The sequence below is a fragment of the Sulfitobacter sp. DSM 110093 genome (assembly GCF_022788715.1).
Classification (GTDB): Bacteria; Pseudomonadota; Alphaproteobacteria; order Rhodobacterales; family Rhodobacteraceae; genus Sulfitobacter.
Genome location: NZ_CP085167.1, coordinates 2,492,199 through 2,504,094 on the forward strand (window position 1 = coordinate 2,492,199; position 11,896 = coordinate 2,504,094).

Sequence of the window (11,896 nt, forward strand, 5' to 3'; positions counted from 1 at the left end):
GTTTATTTTTCGGATAGGGCAAGTATAAATCGATATATGCTTGCATAGTGACAACCGAGCGGGGAATGCTCGACCTATCCAACCGAGTGAGGGCCCGTGAATCAGATCGTTGAAAACCTTAAGGATTTAGGTCCAAAGCGGCTGGCACTTCTGGGCGGCATCGGCTTGGCGATCACCGCAGCTATCTTTATCGGCGCGCGGACCATCCTCGCCCCTACCTATGTCCCAGTTTACAGCCAGCTTAGCCCCGGCACCGCGTCGCAGATGATGCAGACGCTGGAACAGGCGGGGCTGACGGTCGATCTGTCGCGCAACGGCGATACGATTTCGGTTGCAGAGAATGACATCGCCCGCGCCCGTATGGCGCTGGCAGACGCTGGGCTGCCGGGCGAAGGCGTGCCGGGTTGGGAGATTTTCGACAATATGTCCGGCATGGGGATGAACTCTTTCATGCAAAAGGTGAACCGGCTGCGCGCGCTGGAAGGCGAGCTGGCCCGGTCGATCCAAACCATCAGCGGCATCAAGGCCGCCCGCGTGCATTTGGTGCTCCCAGAACGCGCCGCGTTTTCGCGCAGCCGCGCCGAGGCCAGTGGCTCGGTCATCGTACGCTCGCAAGCCAACGCCAGCATGACCCGCAGCCAAGCGCAGGCGATCCAAGCACTGGTGGCCTCAGCCGTGGCGGATTTAGAAGCGCAGAACGTGACCGTCCTGTCGGCCTCGGGTGAGACGATCTTGGCCAAGGACGAAGGCGGCAGCTCTGACTTCTCACTCCAAGGTCAGCGCAGCATGATCGAAGAGCAACTGGCCCAGAAAGTTGAATCCATTCTCAACGCCCGCGTCGGGCCGGGCAATGCCCGCGTGCGCGTCAGCGTTGATCTGACGACCGAGCGTGAAGTGCGCGTTTCGCGTACCTTTGACCCTGCCCAGCAGGTCGCCCGATCCATCGAAACCCGCGTGCGCAACTCCAATGAGACCGATCCGGCGGCGGCCACCGTGGATGTGGCCAATAACATCCCCGACGAGCTGCGCGACGATGCGGGCGGCGGCGCGGGCCAATCCACCCGTTCCGAGAACGACGAGATCATTAACTACGAGATCGGTTCGGTTCAAAGCGAGATGGTGCGCGAGCCGGGCGATATCGAGCGTATCTCGGTCGCGGTGCTGGTGAACGGCAGCTATGGCACCCTGCCCGACGGCTCCGAAGGCTATATCGAGCGCAGCGAAGAAGAGATGCAACGTCTGAGCCAATTGGTCAGCACCGCCATCGGCTTTGACCAGAACCGTGGCGATCAGGTGCAGGTCGAGAGCCTGCAATTCCTTGATTTTGATTCCGAGTTCAGCAGCCCCGCAGGCCGTGGCTTGGGCGCCGTGCTGGCGGATAACGCTATGACCATCCTGCGCTCGCTTTTTGCTCTGGCCCTGGTGGCGATCATCATGGTGTTGGGCGCGCGCCCGCTGCGCATGGTGCTGGATGCCACCCTGCCCCAGCCCGCGCTGGCTGGCGCTGGCGCAGATGCGGCCCTGCTGGATGGCCCTGAAGAGGATACCACCCCCAAAGCGCTGACCGGCGGCACACAGAAAGAGACCCCGCAGAACCGCCTGCCCACCCCGGCGGGGGCGCAGACTGGCGCGGTGCTTGGCCCGATGGATGAAATGCCCCGCGATATGGTGCATCTGGCCTCGGTCGAGGGGGCAATCCACCATAGCCAACTTCGCGCCGTGGCTGAATTGGCCGAAGACAACACCGATGACGCCCTGCGGGTTCTTGGACAATGGCTGTCGGAAGGGGATGATCTGTGATCACGACCCTCAAGCTTCAGAATTTCGACGAAGACGGCAAAAGCAAGCCGCAAGACCCCGCGCTGCCCACGCCCGAAGAGATCGACGCGAAGATCAAGAAGGCCCACAAGCAAGGCCATATCGAAGGCTATCTGGCCGGGGCCGACGCGGGCCGGGCTGAGATGCACCAGACAATGCAGGCCGAACATGCCGTCATGGCCGAAAAGCTGGCGCAGGAACTGGCGCGGCTCTCGCAGGCTATGCAGGCCCATCAGGAAGCGCTGGTGGCGCAGATCGTAGGATTTACCCTGCAAACCTGCGAGATCGTCCTCCCCGAAGTAATCGAACGCCTATCCACCGCGCGGGTGAAAAAGACCGTGATCCAATCGCTCAAGATGGCCATCGGATCGAGCCACATCAAAGTGCGCCTGTCGCCCGCCACGCTGGAACAGATCGGCCCCGAACTGCGCCAACGCGCGGTCTATTACAAATGCGACGGCGTGCTGGACGTGCGCGCCGATGCCGACCTGCCCGACGGTGATGCCCGGATGGAATGGGACCACGGGAGTCTCGACTACGGCTTCAAAAAGATTTGCGACCGCCTGCTCGCCGAGCTGCGCGACACCCATGAGCGGTCACTGAAAGCACAAAAGGAGAAGGACGAAAATGGATAAGCCTGACCTGCAATCGCCCAAGAACAACGCAGCCGACAAAGGGGGCAACGCGACACCCGAGGCCAGCCAGACGGATCAGCCGCTTGCCGATGCATTTGGCAACACCGCCAGTGCGGGCAGCGATGACGCGGGGGTCTTCCCGCAACTCGACACAGAGGATTCGCGCAACGCTCTTGCTCCCCGCCCCGAGGCCGGTGGTGCGGGCATCAACGCGATGCTGAACGTCGGCCTTGATGTGCAGATTGTATTGGGCCAAGCGCGGATGCCGATTTCGCGTCTGCTGGAACTGACCCGCGGCTCTATCGTGGAACTGAACCGCAAAATCGGTGCGCCCGTCGATCTGATGGTCTCTGACCGTCTGGTCGCACGCGGTGACCTTGTGAAAGTCGGCGAAGACCGGCTGGGCGTTTCGCTTACCCAGATCGTCAAGGATTATGTCCCTGACTGACCTCCCCTCCCCGCGCGCCTATGCGTCGGGCCGTTTGGGCCTTGCCCTGCTGGTGCTTCTCGCCAGCAGCGGCATGGCTATGGCCCAAGACGGGGGCTTTTTGGGTACGCTGTCAGATGTGATCGGGGATTCCGCGCCGGGAAGTGATGAGAACGCCAATCTTTCGGGCCGGATCGTTCAGTTTATCGCGCTGATGACCGTGCTCAGCATCGCGCCGGGGCTTTTGGTCGTCATGACCAGCTTCACGCGCTTTGTAATCGTTCTGTCGATGCTGCGCTCGGCCCTCGGCCTGAACCAGACCCCGCCCAACATCGTGCTGACCTCACTGGCGCTGTTCATGACCTTCTTCGTCATGCAGCCCGTGTTCGAGGACGCCTATGAGGCCGGAGTGCAACCGCTTTTAGAAAACGCCATTGCCGAAGAGCAGGCGCTGGAGCGGATCGCGGCCCCGTTCAAGAGTTTCATGTACGTCAACACCCGCCCCGAGGACTACGCGCTGTTTTTGCGCATCGCCCCAGCAAACGAAGAGGCCGAAGAGACCCCCATGCCCGAGACGGCTGAGGAAGCCACGTTCCGCCATCTTGTCCCTGCCTTCATGATCTCGGAACTGCGCCGCGCCTTTACCATCGGCTTTCTGATCTACCTGCCCTTTGTCGCCATTGACCTTATCATCGCCTCGGTCTTGATGAGCGCAGGTATGATGATGCTGCCGCCCGTCCTGATCTCGTTGCCGTTCAAAGTGATTTTCTTTGTGCTGATCGACGGGTGGTACATGCTGGCCGGATCGCTGATCGAAAGCTATGTGCCGCTTGCCGGTGGCTGACCTGCACTGAAAGGATTTATCCATGTCGACCAATGCCCTTTCCAAAACCCGCAGAAAGCCCATCACGGTGGAGGATCTGAACGGTCCCACCAAGGCCGCCATCACCTTTCTGTGCCTCGGAGAGCAGACCGGTTCGGAACTCATGCAAAAGCTCGGCACCGCCGAGATTGAGCGCATCACCAGCGCCATGAGCCGCCTTGGTCCGATCCCGGCAGAGGTGGTGGAACATGTGCTTAGAGAGTTCACCCAAAAGGTCGTCAGCGGCACCGGGTCGGTCGTGGGGTCACTGTCGACGGCAGAATCCATGCTGCGCAAATTCATGCCCGAAGAGCAGGTGACCAGCATCATGGCCGGGCTCAAGAACAGCGAGCGCGAAAGCGCCATGTGGCGCGGCTTTGGCGCATTGGATGAGACGGTGATCGCCAATTATCTCAAGGGCGAGCATGATCAGACCGCAGCGGCGATCCTGAACAACGTCGACACCAGCGTGGCCGCCAAAGTGCTGCCGCTGCTCGGCCCTGAGCGGATGCAAGACATCGCCGAGCGTATGATCGCGATGGAGGCCGTGCCATTGCATATGATGCAGCAGATCGAGGAGACCTTGAAGCAAGACATCCTGTCGAACGCGATGCACACCAACTCAGTCGAGACCCATCAACGTATGGCGGACCTGTTCAACCAATTGGATGTGCAGGCCTTCGAAGAACTCTCTGGTGCGCTGGATTCGCGTATCCCCGACGCCTTCCAAGCCATCAAACAGCGCATGTTCGTCTTTGACGACCTGTTCAAACTGCCGATGCAAGATCTGGCGCAGGTGATGCGCGGGCTGGACGGGGCGACCCTGCCGATGGCGATGCGCGGGGCCAAGAAAGAGCAGCGCGATCACCTGATGGAATGCCTACCGCAACGCTCGCGTCAGATGCTGAAGGACGAAATGGCCGCCACCGGCCCTGTCCGGGGCCGCGATGTGCGCGCCGCACAGGCCGCTATGGTGGAATATGCCAAGAGCCTTGCTGATGAAGGCGTGATCGAACTGCCCTCGGCAGCCGATGACGACGAATTCATCGAATAGGGCGGATCAGCGGTAGGCGTTATAGGCGCTATAGCTGCCGCCGCCGGTTATCGTGGGGATGTCGATGGTGATGGCGGTAAAGGTGCTGCCCTGCCCAATGGACACGGCGCCCTCCATCAGAGTCAACACCGTGCTCGACAAGGACGAAACACCCTCAACAGCATCATAAATCGCCGAGAACCGCGAGACGAGCTTGTCGACCTCTGCCGGGTCTTGCAGCTTTTCAATGTCGAATTTCTGCTCGAAGAGCGCGATCTGGCGGTCGAGATCAACTTGGATCAGCTCATCCGGCAGACCAAGTGCGCGGCGCATGAATGTGCCAAGGTCTTCGTCCTTTAGCACGTCGAGCCATGTATCGATCTCGGAAGCTTTGGATTTGAATTCCAGCGCGATCCGTGCGCCTTCATTGTCTTCGCCCGCAGTGTTCAGCACGAACCGCTCTTTGAACCGGTCAACCATTTCAGACTGCCAGTCAACCTTATCAAGGTTCGCGCTTGGGCCGCCCTCTGGGGCAAAACCCAAAGTTTCATACATCTCGCGAATTTTGGGGTCGCTCAGGCGGTTCACCAGTGCATCACTGTCGCTGATGTCGCTTTCCAGCGCTTTGCGGATCAGCGCTTTGCCGAAAATCTGGTCTTCAAGGTCAAAGGCTCGCATCACGAAAGTATAGACTTCGGTATCGGCAATCAGTTCCTGAGGGGAAGAGATGCTGCCGATACGCTCTTCAAAGGCTTCGATCTGCCGGGCGTTCAGGGCATTGCTGGCGGCAAGGTCGAGCTGTTTGTCGCGCGTTGCGTCAAACAGTTTGACCGCCACCTGCGTGCTCATGCCGCCCAGCGAGATCATGCGTGCGCGGCCTCATGGCTTGATGTCGGGGCCACGGGGCGCAGCTGCATCAGCTCGGTCTCATATTTCAGGACCGCGCGCAGTTCGCTCATGGCTTTGTAGAAATCGGCCATCGAGACGAAGTTCGCCGCTTCCATGATCCGGCTGCGCATTTCTGCGCCAAAGCAACAGGCCAGATCGGCCAAGCCCTGTTGGATCATCGGCATAATCTGATCGCGGGTGTCGGGACGGATCAGCGCCGTTTGCACCAAGAAATAGACCTTGGAGACGGGCGTGGATTCCGCATCCGGCTTCAGCAGATCAGATTCACGCACGATGTCAGCGCGGTTCTCGACCGTCAGCGCCTGACGGCGGTCGCCGTTGCGGATGACGCAGCCGTTCACGACCACACGTTCACGGGGGCGAAGAGTGAGTTTCAGCATCTTACACCTCCTGCATCTGCGGCGCGGCCTGCCCGGCCAAACCTGCGGCAATGTTGCCATTGATCTCAACAAGACCCGCCAGACGCCCCTCGCCTGCCATCAGCGCGGTGCTGTGACGGTCCACCCAAAGCGCGATGGAAATGAGCGACGCTTTCAGCCCGTCGGGCATCTTGTTTTCCGGCTCCGCTAGGTCAAAGCGCAGGGCCGACCAAAACCGTTGGTTTTCGTAAATTGCGTCGCGCAGACCGGAGGCGAGGATGTTCAACCGCTCACTCTTGCTCTCGGTCGCATCAAAGCCTTGGCCCTTATCGGCAAGGTCATGTGTGACGCGGCTTAGAATGCGGCGCTCGATCTGCCGCGGGGTTTCGCTTTGGCGAATTGTTCGTTTGTATGCTGCCAGCCCCATAGGAATTCTTCCTTGTTTTTATAGTTTGCTGCCTGCCAACCGCAAATTCTGAGGCGGTTGGACCGGGGCCAAGGCACTAAGCTTTGGCCCCGAAAACCCTATTCCTTACTGGAACAGGCTCAGGATGTTCTGCGGTGCCTGGTTGGCGATCGACAGGGACTGCGATGCCAGCTGCTGCTGAACCTGAAGCGCCTGAAGACGGGCGGCTTCTTCTTCCATATTGGCGTCAACCATGGCGCCAACGCCGGAGTCGAGGTTATCGGAGAGCTTGGTTAGGAACTCCTGCTGGGTTTCGAGTGATTTTTCTGCAAGACCCAGATCTGTCGCTGCGGTCGTAGCCCGAACCACGCCTGCTTCAGCAGAAGCCAATGCACCTTTAAGGTAGGCTTCTCCGGTGCCCGCAGACGCGTTGGTATTAAAACTGGTCGCGATAGCGGTAAAGTCAGCCAATGCGGCAGAGAGGTCAACGGTGTCGATCGTCATAGTTGTCGCTGCGAATGCAGCACCCGCGCGTGAAACACCAGTTACAACGTTGCGCGTCTCTGTAGTTGCTGGTGTTGCGGTCACAACGCCGGTAGCACCATCAATCGCTGAGGCGGTCACGCCTGTAGTGGCTGTGCCTGCACCGACCATGTCGTCACCGTTAAAAGTCGCTTGAGACACCGTCGCAGTCATCTGCTTAACCAGCTCTCCTAGTTCCTTTTCGACCTCCTCGTAACCGCCTTTCGCGCCCTGCGCAAAAGCGACTCGTTCTTGGAAAGTCTGTGCAAGTTCCTGGAAGCTTTCGGCACCGACACGGGCTGTAGCAACCGAGTTCTTAGTAAGAGTCAATCCTTCGTTAATTGACTTATTCATGCTGCTGTCGCCCTTCATGGTCTCGGAAATCGCGAAGTAAGCTGCGTTATCCTTTCCGGAAGATACTTTAAGACCGGTCGAGATACGGTCCTGCGTTTGGTTCAGGTTCGAGTTCACATTCCGCAGAGTTGCGAGAGCGTTCATTGCGGATGTGTTTGTGTTGATCGAAGACATATTCTTATTCCAGACTATTCTAGTTCGTTATGTCGTCTTTCTGACAACTGCGGGGCGAACCCGCTTGATTACGTTTTTACGCGAAAAACTGGCAACATTGAGGCAATTCAGAAACTTTTGTCCACGGTTGCCATCAGTGTTGCGCGGTTGTCACGTTTAGCACCGCTTCGGCCGTAAATGCCTGCAATGCTGTGCTTTTCCCGGATTTGGGAAACCTCTTTGATCATGTCTGACGTGGCTTGGCGGGCCAATTGCAGGTGGTGATGATCGCGCGCAATCAGAACTTTTAGATCGCGCAGTTTATCTTTGCTGACCGCCTCGGGATCGTGGCTGAGTTGCTCTTCCAGCACGGCGGTGAGTCGGGCCTTTTCGCTGGCGAATTCGACCAATTGATTGAACGCCCCGCCCTCGACTGCGGCGATTTCGCGGCGCAGCAGATTGCCCAATGCGTCAACGGCGGCGAGTGCTTTGCGCGGATCGCTCATCGGTCTGCCCCCGTTTGATAGCGCTGCATCGCCGTCTCGATACTGCGGGCGATTCCGGTGCTGTTCTGCTCGGCGATGCTTTCGCCAATCGCGTTGGACAGAAAGCTGCGCCAAGTCTCTTCGGCATGGCCACCGCCGAAGCTTCCGATGTCCACGGTCGAGAGCATTTCATCGACCATCTGGCCGAGGAACATGGCCTCGAACTCCTGCGCTTTTTCGGCGGTGACGGCATCGGCCTGTGTCACTGCAGGCTTCGCTGCCGGGGTCGGGACGGGGATTGGGAAAGATGCGAATTCCATGACCTGCCCCTAGATGATCTCAAGGTCGGCATGCAGAGCGCCCGCCGCCTTGATGGCTTGAAGGATTGAAATCGTCTCGGTCGCGCCGACGCCGATGGCGTTCAGCCCGTCGACGAGCCGTTGCAGGCTGACCGACCCGTCGATGACGGCGAATTTCGCGTCTTTCTCTTCGACGCCGACCGAAGAATTTGGCACCACCACGGTGGTCCCGCCAATCGACAGCGATTCAGGTTGGCTGACATTGAAATCATCGCGGACGGTGACGGTCAGGCCACCTTGGCTGACCGCGACGCGGTCGATGCGGACATTCGCGCCGATGACGATGGTGCCAGAGCGCGCGTCGATCACCACTTTGGCGACTTGATCGGGCTGCACTTGCAGCGGCTCGATCAGGGCCATCGTCTCCATCAACGATCCTTTGCCATAGGCGGATACGGTGATGGTACGCGAATCGATGGCGGTGGCGACCGGGCCCATGGCTTGGTTGATGGCCGCCTCGACCCGTTGCGCGGTGACGAAATCTGCGTTGCGCAGCGCGAGTTTGATGCTGGTCATCTCGCTGAAATCAAAGTCGACCTCACGCTCGACGATGGCGCCGTTGTCGATCCGCGCGCCCGTTGGCACGCCTTCGACGATGGAGGCGTTAAGCCCTTGGGCGGCGAAACCGGCGACAGCAATCGGGCCTTGAGCGACGGCGTAAATCTCACCATCGGCGGCGGTCAGCGGCGTGACGATCAGCGTGCCGCCGCGCAGCGAAGACGCATCGCCCAAGGAGGACACGACAACATCAATGGTGCTGCCCATCCGCGCGAAAGGCGGCAGGGACGCGGTGACCATGACCGCGGCAGTATTCGCCGTGCGCATCTGGTCTTCGGTCAGGTTGCCGATGCCGAGCCGCTCCAACATGCCCTCAATCGCGCGTTCGGTGAAAGGCGCGTTGCGCAGGCTGTCGCCCGTGCCGTTAAGCCCCACAACCAGCCCATAGCCGACCAATTGGTTCGACCGCACGCCCTCGACCGTGACGATATCCTTGATCCGCACCTGTGCAGCCGCCGGCGCGGCAAGCGCGAAGGTGAGGCCGATCAGCAGGAATTTAAACAGGGCGTTCATGGGCGGCGGTTCCGGTTATAGGTAGTTCAAGAAAGACAGGCGCGAGAGCCGCGCGGTGACGGCAAAGCTGGAGTCGAGTTGGTTCTGCAATTGGGTCAGACGGGTGGCTGCGTCATATTGATCGACACCCTCAAGGTTCATCACCTCCCCATCCAAAAACAGCGCCCGGCTTTCTTGGGCCGAGATCGTATCGGCCAGTTGCGCACGCTTGAGGCCAGTCTGGGTTTCCAGATCGGTCAGCCCTTCCAGCCCCGCACCGATGGCGCTGCGGGCTTCGGTCAGCCACGCCTCGCGGGCGGCGTCGTCGGGGATATCGCTGGGGTTAACCGTGCTCAGCATGGCCAGACCGCGCATCAGATCACGGATCGCGGGATCATTGGCTTGGGCGGTTTGGGTCAGGGTTTGCGTTTCAGAGGTGCGCGAAGTCAGCGGGGGATTGCCCGTTGGTGCGCCGTTGTAAAAGGTGTTTTCAAAATTGTTCGCCGGATCGGCAGCGGTATCGCTAAAGGCCGCTTTCAGCCCGTCGATCGCTGTTTGCACATCCGCCAGCGTTGTGGGCACGCCGCCGATCACATTTGTCACTGCGTCAGCCGGGGAAACACCGCTATTGGGGTTCTGAACGTCCCACGCTTGCAGCGGGTTTGCGTCACTGCGGGTGCCGGACATCAGGAAACCGGAACTGTCGCTGACCGCCGCACGTTCCAACACGCGGTCAAGCGCCGTACGCGCCGCCTGCGACAGATAGGTCGTAGAAAGCCCGCCAGCGCTGTCGGTGGTGAAGGCCTGCTCAAGCACATCCTGCCCCACGTCGCGCATCGCCCCGAGCGATGTTTCGACAGCGAGAAAACGGCGATCCAAAAGCGCATTGGAGGTCAGGAAACCGTCGTTTCGGGTAATCTGCATCCGGATGGCGATGGCATCGGCAGAGCGATGGCCCAGATCGTCATAGGGGTTGGCCTTGAGCCCGGTAGTGACCTCTTTGGACACATCCGAGATCTCGGCAGCGAGACGGCTGGTCTGTTCGCGCTGGCGCAGGCTTTGCAGAGCGGTGGAAACGGTGCGGGAAATCTCGGTCATCTTATCCTCACACGCTGGCCAAAAGGGTATCGAGCATGTCACTCAGGCTGCTCAGCACTTGCGAATTCGCGCCGTATGCCTGTTCGATTTCCAAAAGCTTTTGCAGTTCGGTATCGACGTTGACGCCCTCAATACTGCTGCGATTGTCCTCAAAGGTAACAAGCCGCACACGCGCGGTTTCGGCTTGCGCGTCAGCCCCGACGCGCAGCACGTTCTGCTGGCTCACCATATCAGCGGCGAAATCGCCCAGACGCGCGGTGGTGCTGAGCCCTGTCGCGGCGTCAAAGGTCAAACCGGTCTCAAGAACATCGACAAAAGCGTTCAGTTGGGTCGTGTCGCCCGGCTCTCCTTGGGTGGCGGCCCCGGCGCCGTCGCGCAGACGCCAAAGCGCGCCGCCTTTATCGGGCTGCACGCTGCTGTTGATCGAAAGTCGCCCTGCAAGCCCGTCCAGCTGTGCCGGATCAAATGCGCCGCCCGCATCCGTGAAAAGCCCCGGCTGCCCTGCCCCGAGAGAGGCATCGGCGGCCTCAAAGCTCTGCACCAGCCCGCGGGCGAATTCATCCAGTTGCAGCTTCATCTTGGGCAGATCATCCGCGATCAAACCGCTTAGACCCGCAAGACGCCCGCTATCGGACCCCCGCGCCGTGGCGCTTCGCGGAGTGATGTCGATTGTCCCGGCCATCAGCGCGCCGGTTTCGCGGTTGACAGATAGCTTAACGGCAGTGTCGCCATGCACCAATTCTGTGCCACCCGTGGTGTGTAACGTCAGCGATCCATCAGCTTCCCAACGGCTTTGAAAATCCATCTGGCTGCCCAAGGCATCAAGGCGGCGGTTCATCTCGTCCATCAACCCGGCTGTGCCGGTTCCGTCAGCCCCAGCCAGACGCAGGCGTTCGTTCAACTGAGCGATATCGGCCAGCGCCCCATTCACTTCGGAGACACCCAGCACGAAACTGTCCCCGGCCTGTACGCGGCTGGCTTCAAGCGCAACGGCGGCCTGATTGATGCTGTTCACCAATGTTTCACTGCGCGACAGAAGGTCATTTTGCGCGGCAGGATCCGATGGGTTGTTCGCCAACAGGTCTAGCCCCGCCTGAAACTCAGCCAGCCGCGCGGCGGGAGAGACCTCATCGCCCGGCTCGCCCAAGGTGAGCAGGTAACTGCCAAGCACCTCTGAGGTTACGGAGGCCGCACCCATCTGCGCCGAAGCGCCGCGCGACATCCCCGCCAAATTCTCATCCACCTGCCGTGCCACGCGCAGATCAACCGAATTATTCCCGGTCACCTGCACGGCTTCGCGCCGTGCATACCCTTCGGTCTGAGCGTTTGCGATATTGCCCGCAACAAGGTTAGCTCGACCTTCTGTCGTGCTTAGACCGCTGCGGGCAATGTTAAAGGCAGATGAGATGCTCATTCATGTACCGGA

14 protein-coding genes are annotated in these 11,896 nt (G+C 60.0%); 5 read left to right on the forward strand and 9 right to left on the reverse strand.

Annotated features, from left to right (window positions below):
* Positions 1-96 precede the first annotated feature (96 nt).
* The 5 genes from fliF to DSM110093_RS12310 are packed head-to-tail and all read left to right on the forward strand — an operon-like array spanning position 97 to position 4,796.
* A complete protein-coding gene (gene fliF / locus DSM110093_RS12290) occupies positions 97-1,800 on the forward strand; it encodes a flagellar basal-body MS-ring/collar protein FliF (protein ID WP_243265354.1) in 1,704 nt (567 codons plus the stop codon).
* Entirely contained in the window at positions 1,797-2,453 is a 657-nt protein-coding gene (locus DSM110093_RS12295) for a FliH/SctL family protein (protein WP_243265355.1), read from the forward strand. The genes fliF and DSM110093_RS12295 overlap by 4 nt, the downstream gene beginning before the upstream one ends.
* Positions 2,446-2,901, forward strand: coding sequence for a FliM/FliN family flagellar motor switch protein (locus tag DSM110093_RS12300; protein ID WP_243265356.1), 456 nt, complete (start codon positions 2,446-2,448; stop codon positions 2,899-2,901). The genes DSM110093_RS12295 and DSM110093_RS12300 overlap by 8 nt, the downstream gene beginning before the upstream one ends.
* Positions 2,888-3,724, forward strand: a complete 837-nt coding sequence (fliP, locus tag DSM110093_RS12305; protein WP_243265357.1) for a flagellar type III secretion system pore protein FliP — start codon at positions 2,888-2,890, stop codon at positions 3,722-3,724. The genes DSM110093_RS12300 and fliP overlap by 14 nt, the downstream gene beginning before the upstream one ends.
* A gap of 22 nt (positions 3,725-3,746) precedes the next feature.
* Positions 3,747-4,796 (forward strand): flagellar motor switch protein FliG, encoded by a 1,050-nt coding sequence (locus DSM110093_RS12310; protein ID WP_243265358.1) that lies wholly within the window; start codon positions 3,747-3,749, stop codon positions 4,794-4,796.
* 6 nt (positions 4,797-4,802) lie between these two features.
* Here DSM110093_RS12310 and DSM110093_RS12315 read toward each other — a convergent pair whose 3' ends face one another.
* The 9 genes from DSM110093_RS12315 to flgK all read right to left on the reverse strand — a co-directional run bounded on the left by DSM110093_RS12315 (position 4,803) and on the right by flgK (position 11,884).
* Positions 4,803-5,642 carry a DUF1217 domain-containing protein gene (locus DSM110093_RS12315; protein WP_243265359.1) on the reverse strand — a complete coding sequence of 280 codons (840 nt, stop codon included), beginning with the start codon at positions 5,640-5,642 and terminating at the stop codon, positions 4,803-4,805.
* Positions 5,639-6,064 (reverse strand): flagellar biosynthesis repressor FlbT, encoded by a 426-nt coding sequence (locus tag DSM110093_RS12320; RefSeq protein WP_243265360.1) that lies wholly within the window; start codon positions 6,062-6,064, stop codon positions 5,639-5,641. Before DSM110093_RS12320 ends, DSM110093_RS12315 begins: the two co-directional genes overlap by 4 nt.
* Position 6,065: 1 nt before the next feature.
* On the reverse strand, positions 6,066-6,470 hold the full coding sequence (gene flaF, locus DSM110093_RS12325; protein WP_243265361.1) for a flagellar biosynthesis regulator FlaF: 405 nt from the start codon (positions 6,468-6,470) through the stop codon (positions 6,066-6,068).
* Between the two features lie 105 nt (positions 6,471-6,575).
* Positions 6,576-7,499 carry a flagellin gene (locus DSM110093_RS12330; RefSeq protein ID WP_243265362.1) on the reverse strand — a complete coding sequence of 308 codons (924 nt, stop codon included), beginning with the start codon at positions 7,497-7,499 and terminating at the stop codon, positions 6,576-6,578.
* 107 nt (positions 7,500-7,606) lie between these two features.
* Complete coding sequence (locus DSM110093_RS12335; protein ID WP_243265363.1) at positions 7,607-7,984, reverse strand: hypothetical protein; 378 nt, start codon at positions 7,982-7,984, stop codon at positions 7,607-7,609.
* Positions 7,981-8,283, reverse strand: a complete 303-nt coding sequence (locus tag DSM110093_RS12340) for a rod-binding protein (protein WP_243265364.1) — start codon at positions 8,281-8,283, stop codon at positions 7,981-7,983. The genes DSM110093_RS12335 and DSM110093_RS12340 overlap by 4 nt, the downstream gene beginning before the upstream one ends.
* Positions 8,284-8,292: 9 nt before the next feature.
* Positions 8,293-9,393: a flagellar basal body P-ring protein FlgI gene (locus tag DSM110093_RS12345; protein ID WP_243265365.1), complete on the reverse strand. Its 1,101-nt coding sequence runs from the start codon at positions 9,391-9,393 to the stop codon at positions 8,293-8,295.
* A 15-nt stretch (positions 9,394-9,408) separates the two neighbouring features.
* Complete coding sequence (locus tag DSM110093_RS12350; RefSeq protein WP_243265366.1) at positions 9,409-10,470, reverse strand: flagellin; 1,062 nt, start codon at positions 10,468-10,470, stop codon at positions 9,409-9,411.
* A 7-nt stretch (positions 10,471-10,477) separates the two neighbouring features.
* Positions 10,478-11,884, reverse strand: coding sequence for a flagellar hook-associated protein FlgK (gene flgK / locus DSM110093_RS12355; protein WP_243265367.1), 1,407 nt, complete (start codon positions 11,882-11,884; stop codon positions 10,478-10,480).
* Between the last annotated feature and the right edge of the window lie 12 nt (positions 11,885-11,896).

Excerpts from the sequence above, each read along its gene's own strand:
- DSM110093_RS12300 (WP_243265356.1), top strand. The coding sequence starts at position 2,446 with ATGGATAAGCCTGACCTGCAATCGCCCAAGAACAACGCAGCCGACAAA.
- fliP (WP_243265357.1), top strand. The coding sequence starts at position 2,888 with ATGTCCCTGACTGACCTCCCCTCCCCGCGCGCCTATGCGTCGGGCCGT.
- DSM110093_RS12310 (WP_243265358.1), top strand. The coding sequence starts at position 3,747 with ATGTCGACCAATGCCCTTTCCAAAACCCGCAGAAAGCCCATCACGGTG.
- DSM110093_RS12315 (WP_243265359.1), bottom strand. The coding sequence starts at position 5,642 with ATGATCTCGCTGGGCGGCATGAGCACGCAGGTGGCGGTCAAACTGTTT.
- DSM110093_RS12320 (WP_243265360.1), bottom strand. The coding sequence starts at position 6,064 with ATGCTGAAACTCACTCTTCGCCCCCGTGAACGTGTGGTCGTGAACGGC.
- flaF (WP_243265361.1), bottom strand. The coding sequence starts at position 6,470 with ATGGGGCTGGCAGCATACAAACGAACAATTCGCCAAAGCGAAACCCCG.
- DSM110093_RS12330 (WP_243265362.1), bottom strand. The coding sequence starts at position 7,499 with ATGTCTTCGATCAACACAAACACATCCGCAATGAACGCTCTCGCAACT.
- DSM110093_RS12335 (WP_243265363.1), bottom strand. The coding sequence starts at position 7,984 with ATGAGCGATCCGCGCAAAGCACTCGCCGCCGTTGACGCATTGGGCAAT.
- DSM110093_RS12340 (WP_243265364.1), bottom strand. The coding sequence starts at position 8,283 with ATGGAATTCGCATCTTTCCCAATCCCCGTCCCGACCCCGGCAGCGAAG.
- DSM110093_RS12345 (WP_243265365.1), bottom strand. The coding sequence starts at position 9,393 with ATGAACGCCCTGTTTAAATTCCTGCTGATCGGCCTCACCTTCGCGCTT.
- DSM110093_RS12350 (WP_243265366.1), bottom strand. The coding sequence starts at position 10,470 with ATGACCGAGATTTCCCGCACCGTTTCCACCGCTCTGCAAAGCCTGCGC.
- flgK (WP_243265367.1), bottom strand. The coding sequence starts at position 11,884 with ATGAGCATCTCATCTGCCTTTAACATTGCCCGCAGCGGTCTAAGCACG.